Origin of the sequence: Klebsiella michiganensis, assembly GCF_002925905.1 — a bacterium.
GTDB classification, from domain to species: Bacteria; Pseudomonadota; Gammaproteobacteria; order Enterobacterales; family Enterobacteriaceae; genus Klebsiella; species Klebsiella michiganensis.
In genome coordinates, this window is sequence record NZ_PRDB01000001.1 from 896,639 (window position 1) to 920,164 (window position 23,526).

General features: G+C 55.5%; 15 protein-coding genes, 1 tRNA gene and 3 rRNA genes. 9 read left to right on the top strand and 10 right to left on the bottom strand.

The window, feature by feature from the left end:
• Positions 1-2: 2 nt before the first annotated feature.
• Positions 3-707 carry a DNA/RNA non-specific endonuclease gene (locus CDA56_RS04395; protein WP_103815550.1) on the bottom strand — a complete coding sequence of 235 codons (705 nt, stop codon included), beginning with the start codon at positions 705-707 and terminating at the stop codon, positions 3-5.
• 472 nt (positions 708-1,179) lie between these two features.
• On the opposite strand from CDA56_RS04395, the gene CDA56_RS04400 reads away from it, so the two are divergent.
• A complete protein-coding gene (locus CDA56_RS04400) occupies positions 1,180-2,211 on the top strand; it encodes a DUF1176 domain-containing protein (RefSeq protein ID WP_102804020.1) in 1,032 nt (343 codons plus the stop codon).
• Positions 2,212-2,421: 210 nt separating this feature from the next.
• Complete coding sequence (locus CDA56_RS04405) at positions 2,422-3,435, top strand: LacI family DNA-binding transcriptional regulator (RefSeq protein ID WP_004117622.1); 1,014 nt, start codon at positions 2,422-2,424, stop codon at positions 3,433-3,435.
• A gap of 136 nt (positions 3,436-3,571) precedes the next feature.
• Here CDA56_RS04405 and CDA56_RS04410 read toward each other — a convergent pair whose 3' ends face one another.
• The 6 genes from CDA56_RS04410 to CDA56_RS04435 form a co-directional block, all read right to left on the bottom strand.
• Positions 3,572-4,003, bottom strand: coding sequence for a GlcG/HbpS family heme-binding protein (locus CDA56_RS04410; protein WP_102804021.1), 432 nt, complete (start codon positions 4,001-4,003; stop codon positions 3,572-3,574).
• Positions 3,990-4,901 (bottom strand): dihydrodipicolinate synthase family protein, encoded by a 912-nt coding sequence (locus CDA56_RS04415; RefSeq protein WP_102804022.1) that lies wholly within the window; start codon positions 4,899-4,901, stop codon positions 3,990-3,992. The genes CDA56_RS04410 and CDA56_RS04415 overlap by 14 nt, the downstream gene beginning before the upstream one ends.
• Positions 4,895-5,722 (bottom strand): SDR family oxidoreductase, encoded by an 828-nt coding sequence (locus tag CDA56_RS04420; protein WP_016809991.1) that lies wholly within the window; start codon positions 5,720-5,722, stop codon positions 4,895-4,897. The genes CDA56_RS04415 and CDA56_RS04420 overlap by 7 nt, the downstream gene beginning before the upstream one ends.
• Before the next feature lie 23 nt (positions 5,723-5,745).
• Entirely contained in the window at positions 5,746-6,849 is a 1,104-nt protein-coding gene (locus CDA56_RS04425) for a mandelate racemase/muconate lactonizing enzyme family protein (protein ID WP_004108723.1), read from the bottom strand.
• A gap of 52 nt (positions 6,850-6,901) precedes the next feature.
• The gene (locus tag CDA56_RS04430; protein ID WP_014227730.1) at positions 6,902-8,353 is read right to left on the bottom strand and encodes an MFS transporter; all 1,452 of its coding nucleotides are present in this window, start codon (positions 8,351-8,353) and stop codon (positions 6,902-6,904) included.
• Between the two features lie 144 nt (positions 8,354-8,497).
• Positions 8,498-10,147, bottom strand: a complete 1,650-nt coding sequence (locus CDA56_RS04435) for a signal transduction protein (protein ID WP_102804023.1) — start codon at positions 10,145-10,147, stop codon at positions 8,498-8,500.
• Positions 10,148-10,712: 565 nt separating this feature from the next.
• Between CDA56_RS04435 and CDA56_RS04440 the strand changes: the two genes are divergently transcribed.
• A complete protein-coding gene (locus CDA56_RS04440; RefSeq protein WP_014227732.1) occupies positions 10,713-12,077 on the top strand; it encodes an MFS transporter in 1,365 nt (454 codons plus the stop codon).
• A 41-nt stretch (positions 12,078-12,118) separates the two neighbouring features.
• Here the strand turns inward: CDA56_RS04440 and CDA56_RS04445 are convergent, their stop codons facing one another.
• Together CDA56_RS04445 and CDA56_RS04450 are read right to left on the bottom strand one after the other, a co-directional pair.
• Positions 12,119-13,462 (bottom strand): OprD family outer membrane porin, encoded by a 1,344-nt coding sequence (locus CDA56_RS04445; RefSeq protein WP_048261908.1) that lies wholly within the window; start codon positions 13,460-13,462, stop codon positions 12,119-12,121.
• A gap of 84 nt (positions 13,463-13,546) precedes the next feature.
• Complete coding sequence (locus CDA56_RS04450) at positions 13,547-14,326, bottom strand: histidine phosphatase family protein (RefSeq protein WP_102804025.1); 780 nt, start codon at positions 14,324-14,326, stop codon at positions 13,547-13,549.
• Positions 14,327-14,821: 495 nt separating this feature from the next.
• Between CDA56_RS04450 and surE the strand changes: the two genes are divergently transcribed.
• The gene (gene surE, locus CDA56_RS04455; RefSeq protein ID WP_064406610.1) at positions 14,822-15,697 is read left to right on the top strand and encodes a 5'/3'-nucleotidase SurE; all 876 of its coding nucleotides are present in this window, start codon (positions 14,822-14,824) and stop codon (positions 15,695-15,697) included.
• Between the two features lie 68 nt (positions 15,698-15,765).
• Here surE and CDA56_RS04460 read toward each other — a convergent pair whose 3' ends face one another.
• Entirely contained in the window at positions 15,766-16,890 is a 1,125-nt protein-coding gene (locus CDA56_RS04460) for a ribosomal protein uL16 3-hydroxylase (protein ID WP_025107488.1), read from the bottom strand.
• Between the two features lie 602 nt (positions 16,891-17,492).
• Here CDA56_RS04460 and CDA56_RS04470 point away from each other — a divergent pair.
• The 5 genes from CDA56_RS04470 to CDA56_RS04490 all read left to right on the top strand — a co-directional run bounded on the left by CDA56_RS04470 (position 17,493) and on the right by CDA56_RS04490 (position 23,497).
• A 16S ribosomal RNA gene (locus tag CDA56_RS04470) occupies positions 17,493-19,032 on the top strand.
• Between the two features lie 87 nt (positions 19,033-19,119).
• A tRNA-Glu gene (locus tag CDA56_RS04475) sits at positions 19,120-19,194 on the top strand.
• Between the two features lie 190 nt (positions 19,195-19,384).
• Positions 19,385-22,290, top strand: a 23S ribosomal RNA gene (locus CDA56_RS04480).
• 106 nt (positions 22,291-22,396) lie between these two features.
• Positions 22,397-22,512 (top strand): 5S ribosomal RNA (rrf, locus tag CDA56_RS04485).
• The 16S, 23S and 5S rRNA genes sit together here with 1 tRNA gene alongside, the layout of an rRNA operon.
• Before the next feature lie 667 nt (positions 22,513-23,179).
• Entirely contained in the window at positions 23,180-23,497 is a 318-nt protein-coding gene (locus tag CDA56_RS04490) for a hypothetical protein (protein ID WP_004098189.1), read from the top strand.
• Positions 23,498-23,526 lie beyond the last annotated feature (29 nt).

Here is a 23,526-nt window from a genome sequence, read left to right on the forward strand (position 1 = left end):
AATTATGGGCACCCCATCTCTTTAGCCAGCGTCCCCTTCCGGGACTTCAGGCGGCGGGCGATACTTGTCGGCAGGGTGGACCAGAACGAGAGCGCCGGATGAGTCCGCTGCTCAATCTCCTCCACCGTCACTTGATAATCACAAAAACTGGCGCTTTTGGGCGTTGCCTGATCCAGCAAAAACGCCGCGTATTCGCCTTTATCCGGACTGGAGCCGATAAAAATAATCTTCCAGTAGCCGCTGGGAAGCTCCACCTCGGGCGCGGCGGGCAGGGTGGCGATATGCCGTTCGAACAGCGGCCCGGTAACGGACCACACCGCCGCCACGTCGCGGCGCTCGGCGAGGGCGCGCTCCTTATCCTCCAGCCGCGCCCACGCCCCCTGATTCAGGTCGGAGGCCTGCGGGGTGATATTGGAAAGATAGTTTAACGCCTGCCAGTCTGCGCTGGCGCCGAGCCCGGCGAGCGGCGCCTGATGCCCGCGATCGACCGCCAATGCTGCGCTGGCCCCTTTATATGCCACGGGGGCAAGGGTATCCGCAGCGGGTAAATCCGGATCGCGCTTCCAGCTGCGCGAACGCCCGCTGGCCAAGCTGGCTTTGGTGATTTTATACGCCACCCAATTAGCGAATTTGCGGTGGCTGTTGTTATTGAGCGTATAGGCTTCACGAACCAGCGTCTGCGCGCTTCCGCCGGTCGGGCAGCCCACTTCACAATGATCCACGCCGGATGATGCGGCAGCGCACGCGACGGCAAAAAATAGCGACGGCAGAACGCTGAATACTCGGGATAGCTTCATATTATTGATGACGTCAAAGAAAAGATGAACCGATGCATAAAAGAACACCCTGAATAGCCAGAGCGGAATTCACCTATGAATCGCAAAGATGAAGTGAGAGCGTAAAAAGAGTTAGCCGGTCGCAGCCGCGCGGAATATCACAAGATGATTTAACATCACGGCGGATGTTATTTTGTGAACCCAGAAATGATGTTGAATGAGGTAATCAGACTCGCTGCCCGCTATTTTCAGCCTGGCTGAACGGGTGGGAATATGCTCGACGAAGCGTAAAGCGGTGCGGCATCCATGTCGTTGTCTGAAAAATGTCGCGGCAGGGGAAAACGCTTCTCTCTGAGCGGGGGATTATTCAGACTACGCGGATGACCGATTAAGGAGAGAAGGTATGAAAAAGGAACTCTGGAGAGGCGTGCTGGCACTGGCCGTACTTAGTCTTCCCGCGCTGGCGGAAACAGGCGTTTCATTCAGCCACAAAGACTGGGAAGTGGTGTGTGATAACACGCTGACCTGCCGGGCGGCGGGATACAGCGCTGAAGAAGGAAGCGGAGGTTCGGTGCTGCTGACCCGCCAGGCCGCAGCGGGCACCGCCGTCTCGGGAGAGCTGATGCTGGCGGAGGTGACCGACGGCGACGTTCTGCCGGGCAAACTGACGCTGTGGATCAACGGCCAGCCGGCAGGCGATGTGAAGCCCGTAAAAGAGAGCTGGCCGCTGTCGGAGAATCAGGCCCGGGCGATCGTTAACACCATCAAAGGCAGCGGGAAGGTCGAATTTACAGGCGGGGAGGCGCCGTTTGAGCTTTCCGGCGAAGGTGCTTACGCGGTACTGCTGAAAATGGACGATGTTCAGGGGCGAATCGGCACGCCGGGCGCGTTGACCAAAAAAGGCGACAGGCCGGAAAGCAGCGTCCGGGCGGCGATTCCTGCCCCGATCATTCACCGGGTCATGCCTGAGAAGGCGCAGGAGAGAGCGTTAACCGCGCCTGAGCTGGCGGTGCTCAAGCCGAAGCTTCTGGCCACGCTAAAGAACGATGATTGGTGCGATCGCCTTCAGCCTGAGGAGGGAGAGAAGGCTGAAGCTATTAGCCTGACGCCGCTGGATAACGCGCATTCACTTATTTCGGCCTTGTGCTGGCGGGCGGCCTATAACGAGGGATATGGCTATTGGGTTGTGGATAGCAAACTTGAGGGCAATCCGACGCTTATCACCGTCTCCGGTTCTGAGTATGGTGACGGCGAGATTTTTATGAGCCAGAAAGGGCGAGGGCTCGGCGATTGCTGGGGGACGGCAAGCTGGCTCTGGGATGGCACAACGTTCCGTAAAAGCCGTGAAGCGACCACCGGGATGTGCCGCTATCTTCGCCTCGGCGGGACATGGGATCTCCCCACCTGGGTGACCGAGGTTAAACCGGCAAAATGAAATAGCGCGGCCAGAATCTCTCCCGGCACACATGCCGACAGAGAGGACAGGGAAGGATCTTAACGATCGTCCGCGTAGCGGGATCGCGATCGACAGCGCCAGTGGCGTCAGAAAACTGACGCCTTGTTCAAAATAACAGCGCGGCTAATGTATTGCTAACTCGAATTAGTTTATGATTAAGCCGTTCTGTTCGTTATGGAAAATGAGTTTATGGCCAAAACCGTTGAGCAAGTCGCCAGGGCGCTGGAAATTTCGATTACCACCGTGCGCCTGGTGCTGGGTGGCAAAGCTGAGCAGTATCGCATCAGCGCCAAAACGCAGCAGCGTATTAATGATTACATCGCCGAGAACGGGCTGGTCGTTAACCATATCGCCCGCAGCCTGAAGCTCAATAAAACCGAGACCTTAGGGCTGGTGATCCCGCGTTTATCCAACCTGTTTTTCTCCACCCTGGCGGAAAAGCTCGAAGCCTGCTGCCGTCAGGCGGGGTATCAGCTAATGATTGCCTGCACCTACAGCGACAGCGAGCATGAAAACAGTCTGGTTGAAGGGCTGCTGGCGCGCAACGTTGACGGGCTCTTCGTGGTGCCCTCTACCCGGGAAACGCAGCTGCATCACCAGAAGGTAGCGCGCAAGCGGCCGCTGGTGCTGCTCGACCGCGATTTTGGCGAGAGCGACGTGTCGCTGGTGGTGAGCGATAACTACAACGGCAGCAAAAAGCTGGTGCAGGCGATGACCCAGGCGGTGGACGTCTCGCCGATTTTTTTTATCGCCGGGGATACCCAGCAGCCGTCGATCCAGCGTCGTCTGCAGGGCTACCTGAGCGAGCTGCCCGCCGGCAAGGAGTGGATATTGTCCGCCAGCCATAACCGTCAGGAAGAGGGCAAACAGCTGATGCTCGATTTTCTCCGTCAGCACCGCGAGCCGCCGAAGGCGTTTATCGCCTCCTCTCTGCCCATTCTGGAAGGGACGCTGAGCGCGCTGCGGGAAACCTACGGCTTTATTCCGTCGGATATTCCCATCGGCACCTTCGATGAACATCAGATGCTGGGATTTCTGCCGAACGCGGTGTGGTCGATGCGCCAGGATGAGGACGCCTGGGCGCAGCACGCGTTTCATTTGATGCAGCAGAAGCTGCAGGGGGAAAATGCCGATGTGAAGATCACCGTGCCGATGACCCTGATTCACCGCCCGCTGTCGGTGGAGAAGCAGCGGAGCCAGTAAATGACACGGCTTGTGTGAACACGTCAATCCCCGGCTGCGCTATGCTGGCCGGGGCTACAGATACCGCATCCTGCGCGCGCTGGTAGCCTGGATAAGGCGCGGGCGCCGCAATCCGGGAACCCTTAACGATCCCTCATCAAGTCAATCGCTGAACAAACCGCGCCGCCAGCCCGGCGTCCAGCTCCGGCGGCAGGCCGCTGATCCCGACGCCGCCAATGGCCAGCCCGTCGACGATCACCGGCTCGCCGCCCGGCATCGCCAGCAGCTGCGGGTCGTTAAATACCGCCAGCTGCAGGGCGCCGGCGCTGACCTCTTGCGCCAGCGTTGCCGTCGGACGGCGAAAGCGCAGGGCGCTCCAGGCCTTGCGCTGTGCCAGCTGGCGCGGTAGCGGTGGGCAGCGAGCGTGCGCGCCAAAGGCGATGAGCTCGCCCTCCGGCCCGACAACCGCCACCGCCAGCCCCCGGGTTCGCGTATCGCTTTCCGTCTCCTGTAAAAACCGCGCGACCTGCTGGCATACAACGCTATCGTTCAGACGGACCTGGGGACAGAGCGCGTCATTGTCCGGCATCGGCGATATACCCCCGTAAGCGCAGATAGAGGTCATCCAGCTCGCCTTTCTGCGCCGCCGTCAGCGCCACAAACGGCTCGCGGGTGGGGCCGGTATCGACGCTCTCTTTCGCGGCAAGATATTTCGCCGACTGGAACACGCCGCGCGCGACCAGCTGCTCCACCACCTCGTTGATCTGCTGCTGCAGGCGCTGCGCCCGGGCGATGTCGCCCTGCTGAAAAGCGCTGCGCAGGGCGAGAAACAGCTCCGGCTGTAGGTTAACCGTGGTGCCAACCGTGGCCGTCGCGCCCGCCGCGAGGCTGGAAAGGAAGATCTCATCGAAACCGTTAAAAAAGACTTTCTCCGGGTAGCGGGCGATCATCCGTTCCAGCGAATAGAGGTTATGCGAAGTATGCTTCACCCCCAGAACCTGCTCATCGCCGAGCAGCGCGTCGGCGCTCTGGGCGTCCAGCTCGACGCCGGTAAACTGCGGAATGTTATACAAAATCACCGGAATCGAAATGGCGTCCAGCACTCGACGGTAGTAGGCGATAATCTCCTCGCGGCTATATTTGTAGTAGTAGGGCGGCACCAGCGACACCGCGCTGGCGCCGTCCTGCTCGGCGTGCTTCGCCAGCTCGACGGCATCCCGGGTGCGCGGCGTCCCGACGTGGGCGATCACCGGCACGCGACCGCCCGCCGACTGCACCAGCGTTGCCAGCACCTGCCGGCGCTCATTGAAACGCAGTAACGGCCCCTCCCCGGAGGAGCCGCAGCAGTAAAAGCCCTCAACCCCGCGCGCCAGCTGGGCGCGGGCGAGCGCGTCCAGCGCCGCGTAGTTCACCGACTCATCGGCGTGCATCGGCGTCACCACGGCGGAGATAATGCCGCGAAAAACCTGCCATTTATCGCTTACCATGCGGTCCAGCCTCCATCCACCACCACGTTGGAACCGGTCATATAGACCGAGGCGTCGGAGAGCAAAAACACCACCGCGCCGTTGTACTCGTGGGCTTTCGCCATCCGCCCGATGGGGATACGGTTGGTGTAGTTTTTCTGGAAGCGCGGGTCCTGATCGCTGCGCTCGACGCCGGAGAGGGTCAGAGTATTGACGCGAATGCCGTCGCGCCCCCAGTAGGTGGCGCAGTAGCGGGTAAAGTTATACAGCCCGGACTTTGCCGCCGAATAGGCCACCGGTTTGACGAACGGAATGCCGGTGTCCTCTTTTTTGTAGCTATAGATATCCTGCACAGGGGAGACCACGCCGTAGATCGAACCGACGTTGATGATCGAGCCGCCTTTGCCGGCCTGTTTCATGCGCTTGCCGACCTGCTGGGTCATCAGGAAGGTGCCGACCAGGTTCACTTCCACCACCTCGCGGAACACCTCTTCCGGAAACTCTTCAAACGGGCCGGAGACTTCCGGCGGCGCGCTGGGCTGGGTGTCGACGCCCGCGTTGTTGACCAGGCCATCCGGGACGCCCCACTTTGCTTCAATGCTATCCAGCACCCGGTTAATGCTGGCTTTATCGGTAATATTCACTTCCGCGCACAGCAGGCGGTCGGAGTCCTTGATCGCCCCCAGCACGCGGTCGACGCGCGCGGCATCGACGCGGGTGGCCAGCGCCGCCACCTTCGCGCCGCGGTCGTGTAACGTCTTCACGTACTGCGCCCCCAGCTGTCCCAGGCCGCCGGTCACGATGATGACCTTGTCTTTAACCGAGAATAACGTGTCTTCCATTGTCCTTTCCCCTCACTGCGTGGTTAGATTTTGTGGGTTGCGAGGTAATCACGATCGAGAATAATGCCGTGGCCCGGCCTTTCGCTCGGCACGTAGTAGCCGTCCACCTCTTCGCCCGCTTCGGCGATGATGCGCAGATCTTTCCAGCGCCCGCCGTCGGTCATCTCGGCGTATGAGATATTCGGCACCGTTGCCAGCAGGCTGGCGCTGAGCTCCATGACAAAATGCGGCGTCATTGGCAGGTTGTGCGCGCGGGCGACGGCGGCGATATCCAGATAGCCGGTGATCCCGCCGACGCGGCCGAGATCCGCCTGGATGTAATCCGCGCTGCCGCTCTCGATGTACTGCGTAAACTGGTTTAAGTTATAGACGTTTTCTCCCAGCGCGATAGGCGTGGCGCTGCGTTCGCGCAGCCGCAGGTGGCCGGCGATATCGTCGGAGGGCAGCGGCTCCTCAATCCACAGCAGGTTGAGCGGTTCGAACAGCTTGAACGCGCGCAGCGCCTGCGGGAAGTTCCAGCCCTGGTTGGCGTCCACCGCCAGCGGGAAGCCCGGCACCGCCTCCTGAATCTTACGCAGCCGCTCCACGTCCTCCTCCAGCGTCGGTTTGCCCACTTTCACTTTCGCCGCCAGGTAGCCGGTGCTTTTCCAGCGTTTGACCTGGTCAATCACTTCCTCAATGGACAGATGCAGGTTGATGCCGCTGCCGTACAGCGGAACGCGATCGCGTACGCGGCCAAGAATGTCGATAATCGGCGCATTGAGGGTTTTACCTAACAGATCCCAGTAGGCAATATCCAGCGCCGCCAGGGCATGGGTGGTGACGCCCGCGCCGCCGACGTCGTGTACGTGTTTATACGAGCGATGCCACAGGCCGCGCGGGGAGAGCGGCTGGCCAATAACGTCCGGGATAATCTCGGCAATCAGCGCGGAGATGGTTTTCCCGCACCAGCCGGAAGTGTGGCTAAAGCCGGTGCCGACGTGGCCGTTAGAACCGTAGACGTCAACAATCGCCACTTCGATATCGGTGACGTGGTGAATCTGATCCCCCCACGGGCCTTCCGGCAGCGGAACGCGGGCGGTCATCAGTTCGATATTTTCAATCACGGGCATTTTTGTGCTGTTCATCTGATTCCTTCCTTTATGGGTTCAGCGGGGGCCGCCCCTGCGGCCCGGGCGGTTAATGTTTGGAGGCCGGGGATTCATGCCCCTCCAGGGCGATTGCCGGGCTGGCGTCATGTTCTCGATCGTTCTCGTCGCCCACCGCATGGCCGAAGACTTCCGGCAGCAGGAAGATGGAGGCGAGGAAGGCGCAGAACGGCGCGATAGCGATAATCATCGAGGCGACCGGTACGCCGACCGCTTCAAACAGGGCCGGGAAGACCAGGGTGGTAACGAAGGCGGTGACCTTGACGATGGTGTAGCCGATGCCGGAGGCCACGCCGCGATAGCGCGGTTTTGCCACCAGCGAGATCACCGTCATGCCGCTTTCGGAATCCCAGTAGTGGCCCCACAGCATTAGCGCCGCGCCGAAGATGATAAATGCGAAGCTGCTGCTGTAGACGCCCCACGCCGATATCGAAATACCGATGGTGACCAGCAGGAAGCCGTATTTGCTCAGTCCCTTATGCCCGAGCTTCGGCAACAGCAGCGGGCCGACAAATGCCGAGAGCGCGGCGATACAGTTCACCGCCAGCAGGGCGAGGTTATTCTGGATCTGCCCGGAAATCCCGATGGTGACGAGGATCAGCGGCAGGAAGAAGGAGAAGGCGTAGTTTTCAAACGACTGCACGGCGCAGGAGAACCAGCCGAACAGGGTGGTGCGGCGGGTAAACGGACGGCGGAACAGATCGTGCAGCGTCTCTTTGAGCGTCGGGTCGGCGATAGTGACGTTTTCATTGGGCAGAATGTCGTCCAGCAGACGGCCATCCTGTTCGCCGTAATATTCACGGGAGGCTTTTTTCGCTTCGATAAAGCGGCCGCGTTCGACGAACCACGCTGGCGTCTCCGGCAGCTCCCGACGCATAAACAGCAGCAGGCAGGCCGGGATCGCCGGGACCGCCAGCACGATGCGCCAGATCATATCCGGGTGAACATCAAGCGCCACCAGCGTGGTGACCAGCAGAATGGCGGCGATAATCCCCAGCGCGAACATAAACTGCCAGCGGTTAGCCATTACTTCGCGCTTGCCCTTCGGCATCACCTCCATGATGTAGGTAAAGCCGTTAGCCACGTCCGCGCCCACCGGGATCCCGGCGAGGCAGCGAATAATCGCCAGCCAGTACATATTGGGCGCCAGGCCCTGAAGAACGGCGAAGATCGCGAACAGGATCATCGACCAGAGGAAAATTTTACGCCGTCCGAGCTTATCGGTCAGCCAGCCGCCGAGCAGCGCGCCGACCACCGCGCCGAGCTGGGTGCCGGCGGCGGTAAAACCAAGCAGCCAGCTGCTGGGCTCATAAATATCTTTCAGGGCGAATAAAATAAACGCCATGGAATAAATATCCCATGACTCAATTAATAATGCGGTGATCATTAGCCATCCCGCTTTGGTGCAGCCAGGGGCCTCCTGCAGATCGAGCCGTTTCTTTGCCTTCTGGATAATAAATTCAATATGTTGCTGCTGATACATATAATCCTCTCTTATCCGGGCAGGCGGAGAGCCCGCCCGGACAGATGCGCGTTGATCCGCTCTTTATGGGCGATAAAGAGACGAATGAAGCGGATGTTTGCCAGGATCGCTAACAACGTAAAAATTACATAAGCGAATCAGTTGTTATTTCATTAATAAATGCGCATCGCCTGCGATAAAGACTTTCATATTTTGCGTCAGCGCCTGGGCAATAAAGGCGTTCAGCACTTCGGATAATACCTCCTCCTCTACATAAGCCAGACTGAGATGGTTGCTCTGGTGGCCCGCCATTAAATCGTCGCGCGAAACCCCGTCGAGAACGGCGTTGAGTAACGGCCACTCGTAGTTGGTCGCCCGGCGGCGGCGTTCGAATTCGTCATGCGGCAGTTCGACGGCGGTGCCGGTGCCGATATGCAGGATCACCTGGGTGCCTTCGTAGTGCGCTCGCGCCCAGATAAAGCGTCCGGCTTTGCCCTGACCGGCAATGGTCGAGCCGCCATAGGGGAAGAACATCGCCGGCTGGCGATAGCCGGTTGCCCCGGCGATCCCGCCTTTCAGATGGGCGAACGGCACCGCGCCGGAGATCTCCAGATCCCAGTAGAACGTGCCGTTGTACTCGCTACCCCAGCGGATATCGTGAAGGGTGGTTTCGCTCGCCATGCCCAGCGCGCCGAGCAGCTTCGCCAGCATCACCTGCGGGATGGCGCTGCCCATATCCACCTCGTTGATGCAGGGGATCGGCGCGTCCGGACAGACGATCTCGCCATTCTCATCCGGGATCGGGAAACGTTCCGCGTTACCGATGGCGCCTTCGGCAAAATCCGAAGCGGCGCAGCTGTCTTTGAGCCCCTGCTGATACTGCACGCCCACTGCCGTCAGCCCGAAGCGCTTCACGAAGCGCGCCATGGCGATCATCATCGCGCACTGTTCCAGCACCTGCTCCCGGGTCAGATCCTTCGCCCCGTCGGCGCCGAACCGGAAGCGCATGCCGCGGGTCTCATACCAGTCGAGACAGGCTTCGCGCAGGGCGATCGGCACCTTGTTCATTTCAACCAGTAGCGCCGATTGCGACAGCGACTCCACCGGCATCCCTACGTCGATCATCGCTTTTTGCGGGAACACGCCGTTGATCATCCCCATACAGAAGGTATCGAACAGCCCGACAATGGCCTTGTGTTTGAGGATCGACTGCCCAACCTTCACGCCAATCTGCCCGGCTTCGCTGGCCAGCAGCGGCGCGCTGGGTGCAACCGGATGCAGATAGCCGAGCTTATGGCTGAGATGGCCGTCGCGCAGCCAGGTGTCTAAGCCACGAATAAACGCCTCGTCGGCGAAGGTTTCCGACCAAAGCCGCGAGTAGCTGCGCTCCAGGCTGGTGAGGCAGCCTGCCATACAGAGCATGCCGACGAGGCCCGGCCAGGTACCGTCAAAATTGGCGAGCAGCAAAATAGGGCCGCGATGATGTACCAGCGAAGGAGCAAGGTGATGGGAGTATTGCCAGGCGGTCAGCAGGACAATAACCGGCGCATCCGGATCGATCCCGGCGAACAGCTCGCTACCCTCTTTCTGGCTGCTGATAAACCCGTGACCGCGCTGCTCGTTGACCGGATGGGCGCGGCGCAGGCGATAGCCTAATGTTTCCAGCGCCGTTTCCAGACGCTGTTCAAACAGCTTCTGCGTGGGCCAGCAGGTGACGTTAGCCGGTTCGCGGAGATCCGCATTGGTCACCATCAACACTTCGCCTGGCTGCGGGGTAATAAGCCCGGCTTCCGCGGGTAACGTTAAATTCAGCATGTGAATTTCTCCTGTAGGGGATAGGTCGCTTGGTTATCGTTGAGCGTGCTGCGCCGGGGTAAGCGCGGCATCAATCGTTCTGTTGCTGGCTAATTTCTTTGGCTAACTCGAATTAGCAAATTAGGATAAAAAAAAGACAGGAACAAACTCTTTACCGGGGATTTGTGATGGCTATCAATGTGCAATTATTAACTTATTAATATTTAACTCTTTATTTTAAACGGTGGGTCGAGGTGACAGGGAACGCTTGCTGAGGCGGCATAAAGGCGGGCAGAAAAGCGGACGGGAAGCGCAGCGGGGACGGTAAATCAGCGTTAAATATATAATTGATTGAATTTGATAAATTATTTACGTTATGCCGTAAGCGATTTGTCTCGCGGCGCTAGGGCAGGTGTTAAAATTTAACCGATCCTGGTCACACTCTTTTAGCATTTACGTTGTGAATCTCCGTATCTTGTTATAATTAGCTAATTCGAGTTAGCTTACGGGCGATTTTCCCTCGCGACCGCGGTTAGCCAGGCGCTGCCCGACTTAACAATAATGATTCAGGACAGAGGATTTAATGATGACTATGCTTACCTCGCCCGCCATGACCCCTGCAAAAAATGAACAAACATCGCAACAAACGCATGAAAGAAGAAAGCTGCTCACCGTGCTGGGCTCCGGTCTTTCCGGCACAACGATTGAGTTCTATGACTTTTTTATCTACGGCACCGCCGCCGCGCTGGTGTTTCCGTCGCTGTTTTTTCCTAACCTCTCGCCGCTGATGGCGCTGCTGGTGTCCTTCCTGACGCTGTCGATTACCTTCGTCAGCCGGCCCATCGGGGCCATCGTATTTGGCCACTATGGCGATAAGATCGGCCGCAAAAAATCGCTGGTCCTGTCGCTGATGATTATGGGCATTTCGACTTTTTTCATAGGCTTAATCCCCAGCTACGACACCATAGGCAACGCCGCGCCGCTGATACTTATCTTTTTGCGCCTCTGCCAGGGCTTTGCCATCGGCGGCGAATGGGGTGGGGCGACGACGCTGATCACCGAGTATGCGCCGCGCCATCGCCGGGGCTTTTTCGGCACTTTTGTTCAGTTGGGCAACGTGCTTGGCCTGTTTATCGCCACAGGCGTTTTTGCGCTGGTGGTGATGCTGCCGGAGGATGACCTGATGTCCTGGGGCTGGCGCGTGCCTTTCCTGTTAAGCATCGCGCTGCTGTTTGTCGGGATGTTTATCCGCTCAAGGATCGAAGAGACGCCGGTGTTCCAGGAGAATCAGAAACAGCAGCAGAACGCGCCGAAAGCGGCGGAGCAGAAGTTTCCCATTCTCACCGTACTCAAGCATCACCGTAAAGCGGTGTTCCTGGCGATGGGCATGCGCATGGGGGAGATTGTTCTGGGCTGGCTGACGGTGGCGTTCTTTATGTCCTATGTGACAAGGGAACTCAACTTTACTCGCGAAACGGCGCTGAACGGGCTGCTGCTGGCCAGCTTTGTCGGCATTTTTACCTTTCCGTTCTTCGGCTGGCTGTCCGATAAAATTGGCCGCCGACCGGTCTATCTGGCCGGCGCCGCTATCACGCTAATCTTTGCCTTCCCGCTGTTCTGGATGATCGACTCTGGCTCGGTGAAGATGTTTATGTTCGCCACCACCTTCTGCTATTCCGTGGGGCTGGGCATGATGTTCAGCGTTCAGCCGGCCTTCTTTTCGGAGCTTTTTGACACCAGCGTGCGCTATACCGGCGTCTCGCTCGGCTTCCAGCTGGCGAACATCGTCGGCGGCCTAACGCCGATGATTGGTACCTTGCTGCTGGTGTGGTCCGGCGGCGCATCGTGGCCCATCTCGCTGTTTCTCGCCTGCATGGCGCTGATTACCATCCTGTGCGTCTGCGTGACGCGGGAAAGCTATAACGATGAGCTTAATGAGGTGAAGAAGTAGCCGGGGAGGGTTGCCCCGCCATGACCGGCGGGGTGGGCGTATCAGAACAGATTAAATTTATATTCGATAATCACTTCCGAAGAGAGCGAGTTGGCCCGGCTGTAATGGCCGTCGGTAAGCACCGGCGTTTTGCCATTCATCTTATAGGACCAGCCCGGTCCGAACATCGCCCAGACGGTGAGATTTTTCAGTCTTGGGTGCGTCGGCACCCAGCGGCTGAAGGCGTTAATTTCCCCGGTACGGACGTGGTTGCCGCGGTAGTTAAACTGGGCGATGTTGCCGGCGAGACCGATCGCCAGCTCCGGCGTCAGGTTATAATCCGACATATTAGAGAGAACCAGCTCACCGTCGCGCATATAGTCGTTACCGGCGTAAGCCATTGAGATAAAGGTCCCGCGCGAGTTTTTACTCATATGGCGCGGGTAGAAGCCCACTTCATTGGCCTTGTTCGCGTCGGTATAGCCCAGACCCCACTTGGTGCTCCAGTTGTCCGCCTGCCACTTCACATCCATGGCGATGTGCCAGGCGTCGTCGTCAAAGTCACGCTTATTCGCTGGCATCGCTTTATACTCGTCCAGCGCGTGAGTGGCGTAGACCTGAGTACCGATATTCAGCGCTTTTATCGGTTTAATATTGGTAAACAGAATATGGCGGCGCAGATAGTTATCGCTTTCACCATAGCCGTACTGCATGTTCAGGTGCTCGCTTTGCCACAGAATATCGCCGCTGGCGATATGGTTAATGTACTGTCCGCTGTTGGTCTGGAAGCGTTTCTTATCCGGCGAGTTACGATCCATCGCGCTTTCGATGTACGCGCCGCGCAGCGTGAAGGGGCCGTAGTTCACCGCGCCGGTCCAGCCCAAATAGGTGGTCGGGGAGAGGCGGGTGGAGTTGGAGATGACGCCAAAGTTTTTCATCGTCTGCCAGCCCCAGCGGGCGTTCAGATGAGTGTCCGCCAGGCGATACTGTAGCTTGATGTTGCGTTGACCAAATTTGGAAAAGCCTTCAGCGTTGCTCTTTTTATTCCCGCTGCCGTTGTTATACAGCACGCCGCGGGAGTTAAAGTAATCGCTGGCGCCGAGCTTTACCGCTCCGTAGTAAGTGGCATCAAAGCCAATAATATCGGCAAAATAGCCGGACTGATAATCGACGGCGACGCCCTGACCCCAGGCGTTATGGACTTTCTTTGGCTCGGTCTCTTCTTCCTTAAGATATTTCCAGTAGTTTTTAAACGATAAATTCATATGGGACTGGCTGAATAACGGATCGTCGAGCACGGTATCGATATAATCCCGCTCCTTCTGGCTGTTAGTGGTCGAAGCTGACCAGGCGCTGGCGGGAATAGCCAGCAGCATAATGGCGACTGTTGTCTTATTGATTTTCATAATAAACCCCAGAGTAGGGACGCAGCGATCCAGGCGAGGTGTTTTCGCCTGAAGTCTGCCGTAATAAATAATTAAGCGTGGGTATTATTTTTTATCGAGAGCCTGTTTTCCGGCTTCAACATATTTCATGGTGCCAATTTCTGGAACGGTATATTTGCCGTCTTTATAAACAATTTTAACCACCGCGGCATTGGCAAGCGGCTTGTTTTTCGCGTTATCGTCGGTTAAATCGGAAATCATAATCTGCATTGCGGTACCGGATGAAATTGCCAGCACGTTTTTATCGCCCCGGGCCTGCGCGTTTTCAACGATAGTATGCAGCGCTGCTTGGGTACGGGTTTTTACCTGCTGATAGTTTTCCGCCATACCCTTTGGGTCGGCCGCTGCCAGCGCGTTCTGGTTGGTATCGACGGCCAGGGTGCCCGCTTTCATTTGGCTGAACAGCGCAGCGCCGTCTTTAAGCCCCAGCTCTCTGGCGCCGGCGTCGGCCATATCTTTGTTATAGCCACCTTCGAAACCGCCGAAGAAGGCTTCCCGCAGGCCGCTGAGCTCAGTAAGTTTGTAATCACTTACTCCGGCTTGCTTAAGGATCACCTGCATGGTTTCACGCTGACGTCCGGCATCGCTGGAATAGAAGCTATCAAACGGAATACCTTTAAGCCCCTCGCCGAGATAACGGGCGACGCGAATGCCGTCTTCGGTAAGCGGTGAGTCCGCCCAACCCTGCACGCGGTCAAACGTATTCAGCAGCGTTTTGCCATGACGGGCGAAATAGATATTCACGCCGTCATCGTTTTTAACTTCCGCCGCAGAGCAGGTTGCCGCACCTGCCGCCATCATTAATGCTATTAGCCACTTCTTCATATAACGCTCCACCTGAATGGTCTTTTTATAAGCAAAAAAAAACCTACGTCAGATATTCGACGCGAAGCATAAATAAGATTATGTTCGCTCGAACGTCTATAACGTAGGTTTCGCCTGTTCTAAACAGTAACAATCCAACAAGGGCGACGTTAGCATTAATTATGAGAAAAGACATCCTCTATTTATTATGAATGTCAATAAATGTGATCGTCTTCATGGAGGTAATTTTGTCGATTGAGTTGTATCTTAAGTTTAATTTTCAGATTAATTAGCAGTTTTCGGCTTAAATAATTTTAGAGGATTGATCTCCGTCACAGAATAATGATGTTCGGGCTGGACTCTTTTACGCTCTGGCGTTATTTTCCCAGCACTCTGGGATTGTTACTGACCACAGGCAAAACCTAAGACCCCTGTCCGCCAATTTGGCGTGCGGCAGGAGTCTTAGGTTTTTTTTTGCGCCTAAGAAATACCTCTGCTACCCAACAAGGAGTGATGATGAGAACGAAAATCCTGACTGCCGCCATTCTGGCGTTATCTGCCGCTGGCGTACAGGCTGCTGAAAAACCGCTGAAAATACTGCTGGTTAACGATGATGGCTGCCAGTCTGTGGGGACCACTTCGCTGCAGGAAAAACTGACGGCCAAAGGGTATGACGTCTGGATGGTGGCGCCGGCAACGAATCAGAGCGGTATCGGGTCGGCAATTACCTTTAAAACGGGTAAAGTTTTTGATGTCAAAAAAGCCGCTGACAAACGCTACTGCTTCCCTGGAACTCCTGCCGATGCGCTGGATTTTGGCCTGTGGGGCGTACTGAAAGACGCGCCGCCGGATCTGGTGATTTCGGGCGTCAACGATGGTCCCAATACCGGTATGGCGCAGGTTAACTCCGGCACCGTGAGCGCCGCGGCCCGCGCCGTACGCTACGGTTTCCCGGCGATTGCCGCCAGCATTGGCTACCGCTTCACGGAAGAAGAGATGAAGAACAAATGGCCGAGCACGCATAAGTACTGGCCTGATTCGGTGGATTATGTCGTCTCGTTGGTGGATAAACTTAACGCCGCGCATAAACCGGGAAGCCCGATTATGCCGCAGGGGGCCGGGTTAAGCATTAACTATCCGCCGCTGCCGTCGGCTGAAATTAAGGGCGTTCATTATATTGAGAATGAACAATTCCCTGTGCCGCAGATTGGTTATGAACTTCTGGCGGACGGTACCGCCAAACAGACGATGAATCCGGAGGCGATGAAACCGGCGGAAGGGGATAATGACTCGGGCTGGCTCAACAAAGGATATATTACTTACACCCTGTTTGATGGTTCATGGAACGCGCCGCACTACCAGGCGCAGTTTGAGGCGCTGCTCGGTAAATGATGCTGTAGCGATAGTAAAGAAGAAGGCGCGGGCTCCGCGCCTTCTTTATATGAACCGATGATGAAGTGCTATTCGTCGAAGAACCAGTAGCCCTGGTTAATCAGGCGGGTCAGATCGGCGATAAAAGCCGGATTGCGCAGCGCGGCCTCGCCTAGCTCCTCTTTACCCAGCAGGGTATAGCGGCACAGCGCGTCCAGAGCCGCGGGATCGGTTGGCTCCAGCTGTTCGCTATTCACAAAGAAGCTGTCGCCGATGTGCAGTACACGCAGGCCGCTCAGACGAGTCAGCATTTCACCGCCCGCCAGCGCGTCGACAATCTCCTCTTCTTCAAAAGGCGGTTCAGCGGGCGCAATATCCAGCTCGTGGCGCGGCGTGGTGGCAAAACGCCCAAACCAGCGGCGGAAATCTTCCGGCTGGCTAATCATCTCGATCATCATGCCGCGCAGGCGTTCCAGTTCATACTCTTCTACCCGTCCCGGATGTTCGCGGCAGGTCAAATCCGGATCGCTGTAGTGCTCGCCGCCGAGATCGTTTTCCAGCGCGTAATCGGCAAAGCTGCTGATCAAATCGCGGCCGTTTGGCCCACGGAAGCCGACGGAGTAGTTCAGCGCCGTTTCGTGAGTGATTCCGTCGTGCGGGAATCCGGGCGGAATGTACAGAATATCGCCAGGTTCCAGATCTTCATCAATGATCGGCGGGAACGGGTCGACGTGCAGCAGCGCCGGATGCGGGCAGAACTGACGCATCGGTAGCTTATCGCCCACGCGCCAGCGGCGGCTGCCCATGCCCTGAATAATAAAGACGTCGTACTGGTCGATATGCGGGCCCACGCCGCCGCCCGGTACGGAAAAGGAGATCATCAGATCGTCTAAACGCCAGTCCGGCAGCACGCGGAAGGGGCGCACCAGTTCAGCGGCGGGCATATGCCAGTGGTTTACCGCCTGAGCCAGGAGCGACCAGCCGGTTTCGCCCAGGCCATCAAAATGTTCAAACGGCCCGTTGCTGGCCTGCCATTGACCGTTCTTGAGGCTCACCAGTCGACTATCGACTTCCGGTTCCATGGCCAGCCCGGCCAGCTCATCCGGCGTAATCGGATCGACGAAATTCGCGAAAGCCTTCTTTAATACGACCGGCTGCTTTTGCCAGTACTTTTCTAAAAACTCGGGCCAGTTAATGTTGAGTTGATAAGCCATAGGTTCATACCAATAAGAAGAAACGGGCCTGATTATAGAAATATGCACCCTCAAGCCGCTTTGTCATGGGTCAAGGCTGGTGCTTAATTCATCATCTGAAGTCACGACGCGGTAAGAGAGGGGGAAACGTAAAGCGGATAACGTTGATTTTCGCAAAATGTCGCTTTTGCCTGAATTCGCTGCAGCCCGCGTGGCATCTGGCTTTTCCCCATTTTTTCTGGCGTGGAGGGAGGGTGAGAAGTTTAAATTATGAGCGTTTGATAAGTTTTTTGTATTTTAAGGGTTGCTATATCCCGGCAGCTCCCTATAATGCGCTCCCACTGACACGGCAGATGTGAATCACTTCACAAACAACCGGGTCGGTTGAAGAGAAAAAATCCTGAAATAACGGGTTGACTCTGAAAGAGGAAAGCGTAATATACGCCACCTCGCAACGGTGAGCGAAAGCCGCGTTGCACTGCTCTTTAACAATTTATCAGACAATCTGTGTGGGCACTCAAAGTGACATGGATTCTTAACGTCCTCGGACGAAAAATGAATACCAAGTCTCTGAGTGAACATACGTAATTCATTACGAAGTTTAATTCACGAGCATCAAACTTAAATTGAAGAGTTTGATCATGGCTCAGATTGAACGCTGGCGGCAGGCCTAACACATGCAAGTCGAACGGTAGCACAGAGAGCTTGCTCTCGGGTGACGAGTGGCGGACGGGTGAGTAATGTCTGGGAAACTGCCTGATGGAGGGGGATAACTACTGGAAACGGTAGCTAATACCGCATAACGTCGCAAGACCAAAGAGGGGGACCTTCGGGCCTCTTGCCATCAGATGTGCCCAGATGGGATTAGCTAGTAGGTGGGGTAACGGCTCACCTAGGCGACGATCCCTAGCTGGTCTGAGAGGATGACCAGCCACACTGGAACTGAGACACGGTCCAGACTCCTACGGGAGGCAGCAGTGGGGAATATTGCACAATGGGCGCAAGCCTGATGCAGCCATGCCGCGTGTATGAAGAAGGCCTTCGGGTTGTAAAGTACTTTCAGCGGGGAGGAAGGCGATAAGGTTAATAACCTTGTCGATTGACGTTACCCGCAGAAGAAGCACCGGCTAACTCCGTGCCAGCAGCCGCGGTAATACGGAGGGTGCAAGCGTTAATCGGAATTACTGGGCGTAAAGCGCACGCAGGCGGTCTGTCAAGTCGGATGTGAAATCCCCGGGCTCAACCTGGGAACTGCATTCGAAACTGGCAGGCTGGAGTCTTGTAGAGGGGGGTAGAATTCCAGGTGTAGCGGTGAAATGCGTAGAGATCTGGAGGAATACCGGTGGCGAAGGCGGCCCCCTGGACAAAGACTGACGCTCAGGTGCGAAAGCGTGGGGAGCAAACAGGATTAGATACCCTGGTAGTCCACGCTGTAAACGATGTCGACTTGGAGGTTGTTCCCTTGAGGAGTGGCTTCCGGAGCTAACGCGTTAAGTCGACCGCCTGGGGAGTACGGCCGCAAGGTTAAAACTCAAATGAATTGACGGGGGCCCGCACAAGCGGTGGAGCATGTGGTTTAATTCGATGCAACGCGAAGAACCTTACCTACTCTTGACATCCACGGAACTTAGCAGAGATGCTTTGGTGCCTTCGGGAACCGTGAGACAGGTGCTGCATGGCTGTCGTCAGCTCGTGTTGTGAAATGTTGGGTTAAGTCCCGCAACGAGCGCAACCCTTATCCTTTGTTGCCAGCGGTTCGGCCGGGAACTCAAAGGAGACTGCCAGTGATAAACTGGAGGAAGGTGGGGATGACGTCAAGTCATCATGGCCCTTACGAGTAGGGCTACACACGTGCTACAATGGCATATACAAAGAGAAGCGACCTCGCGAGAGCAAGCGGACCTCATAAAGTATGTCGTAGTCCGGATTGGAGTCTGCAACTCGACTCCATGAAGTCGGAATCGCTAGTAATCGTGGATCAGAATGCCACGGTGAATACGTTCCCGGGCCTTGTACACACCGCCCGTCACACCATGGGAGTGGGTTGCAAAAGAAGTAGGTAGCTTAACCTTCGGGAGGGCGCTTACCACTTTGTGATTCATGACTGGGGTGAAGTCGTAACAAGGTAACCGTAGGGGAACCTGCGGTTGGATCACCTCCTTACCTTAAAGAACCTGCCTTTGTAGTGCTCACACAGATTGTCTGATAGATGTAAAGAAGCAAGACGGCTGCGAAGTCGCGACACCTCGTGTCCCCTTCGTCTAGCGGTTAGGACTCCGCCCTTTCACGGCGGCAACAGGGGTTCGAATCCCCTAGGGGACGCCACTTGCTGGCTGTGAGTGAAAGGCACAACCAACCGATATCTCAAAACTCATCTTCGGGTGACGTTTGAGATATTTGCTCTTTAAAAATCTGGATCAAGCTGAAAATTGAAACGACACACTGTTCAAGTGTGTTCGAGTCTCTCAAATTTTCGCGACACGACGATGTTTTACGAAACATCTTCGGGTTGTGAGGTTAAGCGACTAAGCGTACACGGTGGATGCCCTGGCAGTCAGAGGCGATGAAGGACGTGCTAATCTGCGAAAAGCGTCGGTAAGGTGATATGAACCGTTACAGCCGGCGATGTCCGAATGGGGAAACCCAGTGCAATTCGTTGCACTATCGTTAACTGAATACATAGGTTAACGAGGCGAACCGGGGGAACTGAAACATCTAAGTACCCCGAGGAAAAGAAATCAACCGAGATTCCCCCAGTAGCGGCGAGCGAACGGGGAGCAGCCCGGAGTCTGAATCAGCTTGTGTGTTAGTGGAAGCGTCTGGAAAGTCGCAGGGTACAGGGTGATACTCCCGTACACTAAAACACACAGGTTGTGAACTCGAAGAGTAGGGCGGGACACGTGGTATCCTGTCTGAATATGGGGGGACCATCCTCCAAGGCTAAATACTCCTGACTGACCGATAGTGAACCAGTACCGTGAGGGAAAGGCGAAAAGAACCCCGGCGAGGGGAGTGAAAAAGAACCTGAAACCGTGTACGTACAAGCAGTAGGAGCCCACTTGTTGGGTGACTGCGTACCTTTTGTATAATGGGTCAGCGACTTATATTCTGTAGCAAGGTTAACCGTATAGGGGAGCCGCAGGGAAACCGAGTCTTAACTGGGCGTTAAGTTGCAGGGTATAGACCCGAAACCCGGTGATCTAGCCATGGGCAGGTTGAAGGTTGGGTAACACTAACTGGAGGACCGAACCGACTAATGTTGAAAAATTAGCGGATGACTTGTGGCTGGGGGTGAAAGGCCAATCAAACCGGGAGATAGCTGGTTCTCCCCGAAAGCTATTTAGGTAGCGCCTCGTGAACTCATCTTCGGGGGTAGAGCACTGTTTCGGCTAGGGGGTCATCCCGACTTACCAACCCGATGCAAACTACGAATACCGAAGAATGTTATCACGGGAGACACACGGCGGGTGCTAACGTCCGTCGTGAAGAGGGAAACAACCCAGACCGCCAGCTAAGGTCCCAAAGTCATGGTTAAGTGGGAAACGATGTGGGAAGGCCCAGACAGCCAGGATGTTGGCTTAGAAGCAGCCATCATTTAAAGAAAGCGTAATAGCTCACTGGTCGAGTCGGCCTGCGCGGAAGATGTAACGGGGCTAAACCATGCACCGAAGCTGCGGCAGCGACACTATGTGTTGTTGGGTAGGGGAGCGTTCTGTAAGCCGTTGAAGGTGGCCTGTGAGGGTTGCTGGAGGTATCAGAAGTGCGAATGCTGACATAAGTAACGATAATGCGGGTGAAAAACCCGCACGCCGGAAGACCAAGGGTTCCTGTCCAACGTTAATCGGGGCAGGGTGAGTCGACCCCTAAGGCGAGGCCGAAAGGCGTAGTCGATGGGAAACAGGTTAATATTCCTGTACTCGGTGTTACTGCGAAGGGGGGACGGAGAAGGCTATGTTGGCCGGGCGACGGTTGTCCCGGTTTAAGCATGTAGGCGGATGTTCCAGGTAAATCCGGAACGTTACTAACGCTGAGGTGTGATGACGAGGCACTACGGTGCTGAAGTGACAAATGCCCTGCTTCCAGGAAAAGCCTCTAAGCATCAGGTAACATCAAATCGTACCCCAAACCGACACAGGTGGTCAGGTAGAGAATACCAAGGCGCTTGAGAGAACTCGGGTGAAGGAACTAGGCAAAATGGTGCCGTAACTTCGGGAGAAGGCACGCTGATGGTAGGTGAAGTGACTTGCTCATGGAGCTGAAATCAGTCGAAGATACCAGCTGGCTGCAACTGTTTATTAAAAACACAGCACTGTGCAAACACGAAAGTGGACGTATACGGTGTGACGCCTGCCCGGTGCCGGAAGGTTAATTGATGGGGTTATCCGTAAGGAGAAGCTCTTGATCGAAGCCCCGGTAAACGGCGGCCGTAACTATAACGGTCCTAAGGTAGCGAAATTCCTTGTCGGGTAAGTTCCGACCTGCACGAATGGCGTAATGATGGCCAGGCTGTCTCCACCCGAGACTCAGTGAAATTGAACTCGCTGTGAAGATGCAGTGTACCCGCGGCAAGACGGAAAGACCCCGTGAACCTTTACTATAGCTTGACACTGAACACTGGTCCTTGATGTGTAGGATAGGTGGGAGGCTTTGAAGTGTGGACGCCAGTCTGCATGGAGCCATCCTTGAAATACCACCCTTTAATGGCTGGTGTTCTAACGTGGGCCCCTGATCGGGGTTGCGGACAGTGTCTGGTGGGTAGTTTGACTGGGGCGGTCTCCTCCTAAAGAGTAACGGAGGAGCACGAAGGTCAGCTAATCCTGGTCGGACATCAGGAGGTTAGTGCAATGGCATAAGCTGGCTTGACTGCGAGCGTGACGGCGCGAGCAGGTGCGAAAGCAGGTCATAGTGATCCGGTGGTTCTGAATGGAAGGGCCATCGCTCAACGGATAAAAGGTACTCCGGGGATAACAGGCTGATACCGCCCAAGAGTTCATATCGACGGCGGTGTTTGGCACCTCGATGTCGGCTCATCACATCCTGGGGCTGAAGTAGGTCCCAAGGGTATGGCTGTTCGCCATTTAAAGTGGTACGCGAGCTGGGTTTAGAACGTCGTGAGACAGTTCGGTCCCTATCTGCCGTGGGCGCTGGAGAATTGAGGGGGGCTGCTCCTAGTACGAGAGGACCGGAGTGGACGCATCACTGGTGTTCGGGTTGTCATGCCAATGGCATTGCCCGGTAGCTAAATGCGGAAGAGATAAGTGCTGAAAGCATCTAAGCACGAAACTTGCCCCGAGATGAGTTCTCCCTGACCCTTTAAGGGTCCTGAAGGAACGTTGAAGACGACGACGTTGATAGGCCGGGTGTGTAAGCGCAGCGATGCGTTGAGCTAACCGGTACTAATGAACCGTGAGGCTTAACCTTACAACGCCGAAGATGTTTTGGCGGATTGAGAAGATAACAATTTCAGCTTAGATTACAGATTTTCGGGAACGAAAGATAAAAGATTCGTTTCTGACAACAGAATTTGCCTGGCGGCACTAGCGCGGTGGTCCCACCTGACCCCATGCCGAACTCAGAAGTGAAACGCCGTAGCGCCGATGGTAGTGTGGGGTCTCCCCATGTGAGAGTAGGGAACTGCCAGGCATCAAACAAGTGAAGAGCCCATCCTGACGGATGGGCTTTTTGCGTTTTTGTCGTCTGAGAAATCCGTATTAAAGCCCGGCAAGGATCCTTTACCAGACCTTTTTCACGATAGGGCATCCGCAGTACTTAAGCGAAATAAGTATATATCGCTTTGAAATAAAAGGTTTTTTGAACTTTACCTGGCGTCACAACGAGAGCGATGAATTGTGCGGAGAGCTTGCCGGCAAAACTACTGAAAGCCGTGACGGCGAATAGCATAGATCTATTTAAACTCAATTATTTATCGAAAACTCATCTACAAAGAATTTATTTTGTGAATAAAATAATTAGCATGAACGTTATATGAAAATAAAAATAGAGATAAACGCGTTTCTGAATATTAAACAGGAATTATATTAAGAATATTACCCGCATAACGCTTAAGTTATTCTAAAGTCATCAGGTTAACAAATAGATACGAAACCCTCTCCCCTGCCGAGCACACAGGCATAACAGCTGGACTTTTTCTGCGAAATGACTTAGTGTCCTTAACACTTTGTTAACTCGATCTGGTTTAAGTTAATTCAAATTTGCTAAAAACATAGGGTGCATTGCCTGTATGGAAGCTAACCCGGTAACGTCTTTTGACGAATAGTGCATGTTACCGGCTGGCAATATGAGAATATAAATGAAATTTCTGATTAACTGGCCTCCTTTGCGCCAACTGATACATTATATCCGGGAGCGTTTTACCTTTCTGGTCCTGCTCTGCTGGCCGGCGATCATCTGGCTGGTTTGCCGGGCGCTTGTCTGGTTAACGGATGGATTAATGGTTCTTCTGGGTAAACCCACCGACCACTCGTTTACCGTGTATCTTCAGCCGCTTATGACGCTAAGTGCGCTGCTGAGAATTTCCGTCAGCTGGGTGCTGCTGCTGTTTATCCTGTTCAGCATGGCGATGGGATTCACCTGGGCTCTGCGGCGCTTTATGAATCGCCATAAATAACGCCGATGCCGCGACCGGCAGAGCGACAT

Bases quoted from the DNA above. Each gene is read 5' to 3' on its own strand.
- CDA56_RS04405 (WP_004117622.1), top strand. From the start codon at position 2,422: ATGGCCAAAACCGTTGAGCAAGTCGCCAGGGCGCTGGAAATTTCGATT.
- CDA56_RS04435 (WP_102804023.1), bottom strand. From the start codon at position 10,147: ATGCTGAATTTAACGTTACCCGCGGAAGCCGGGCTTATTACCCCGCAG.
- CDA56_RS04460 (WP_025107488.1), bottom strand. From the start codon at position 16,890: ATGGCTTATCAACTCAACATTAACTGGCCCGAGTTTTTAGAAAAGTAC.
- CDA56_RS04440 (WP_014227732.1), top strand. From the start codon at position 10,713: ATGACTATGCTTACCTCGCCCGCCATGACCCCTGCAAAAAATGAACAA.
- CDA56_RS04400 (WP_102804020.1), top strand. From the start codon at position 1,180: ATGAAAAAGGAACTCTGGAGAGGCGTGCTGGCACTGGCCGTACTTAGT.
- CDA56_RS04425 (WP_004108723.1), bottom strand. From the start codon at position 6,849: ATGAACAGCACAAAAATGCCCGTGATTGAAAATATCGAACTGATGACC.
- CDA56_RS04430 (WP_014227730.1), bottom strand. From the start codon at position 8,353: ATGTATCAGCAGCAACATATTGAATTTATTATCCAGAAGGCAAAGAAA.
- CDA56_RS04415 (WP_102804022.1), bottom strand. From the start codon at position 4,901: ATGGTAAGCGATAAATGGCAGGTTTTTCGCGGCATTATCTCCGCCGTG.
- CDA56_RS04450 (WP_102804025.1), bottom strand. From the start codon at position 14,326: ATGAAGAAGTGGCTAATAGCATTAATGATGGCGGCAGGTGCGGCAACC.
- CDA56_RS04420 (WP_016809991.1), bottom strand. From the start codon at position 5,722: ATGGAAGACACGTTATTCTCGGTTAAAGACAAGGTCATCATCGTGACC.
- surE (WP_064406610.1), top strand. From the start codon at position 14,822: ATGAGAACGAAAATCCTGACTGCCGCCATTCTGGCGTTATCTGCCGCT.
- CDA56_RS04410 (WP_102804021.1), bottom strand. From the start codon at position 4,003: ATGCCGGACAATGACGCGCTCTGTCCCCAGGTCCGTCTGAACGATAGC.
- CDA56_RS04445 (WP_048261908.1), bottom strand. From the start codon at position 13,462: ATGAAAATCAATAAGACAACAGTCGCCATTATGCTGCTGGCTATTCCC.
- CDA56_RS04490 (WP_004098189.1), top strand. From the start codon at position 23,180: ATGAAATTTCTGATTAACTGGCCTCCTTTGCGCCAACTGATACATTAT.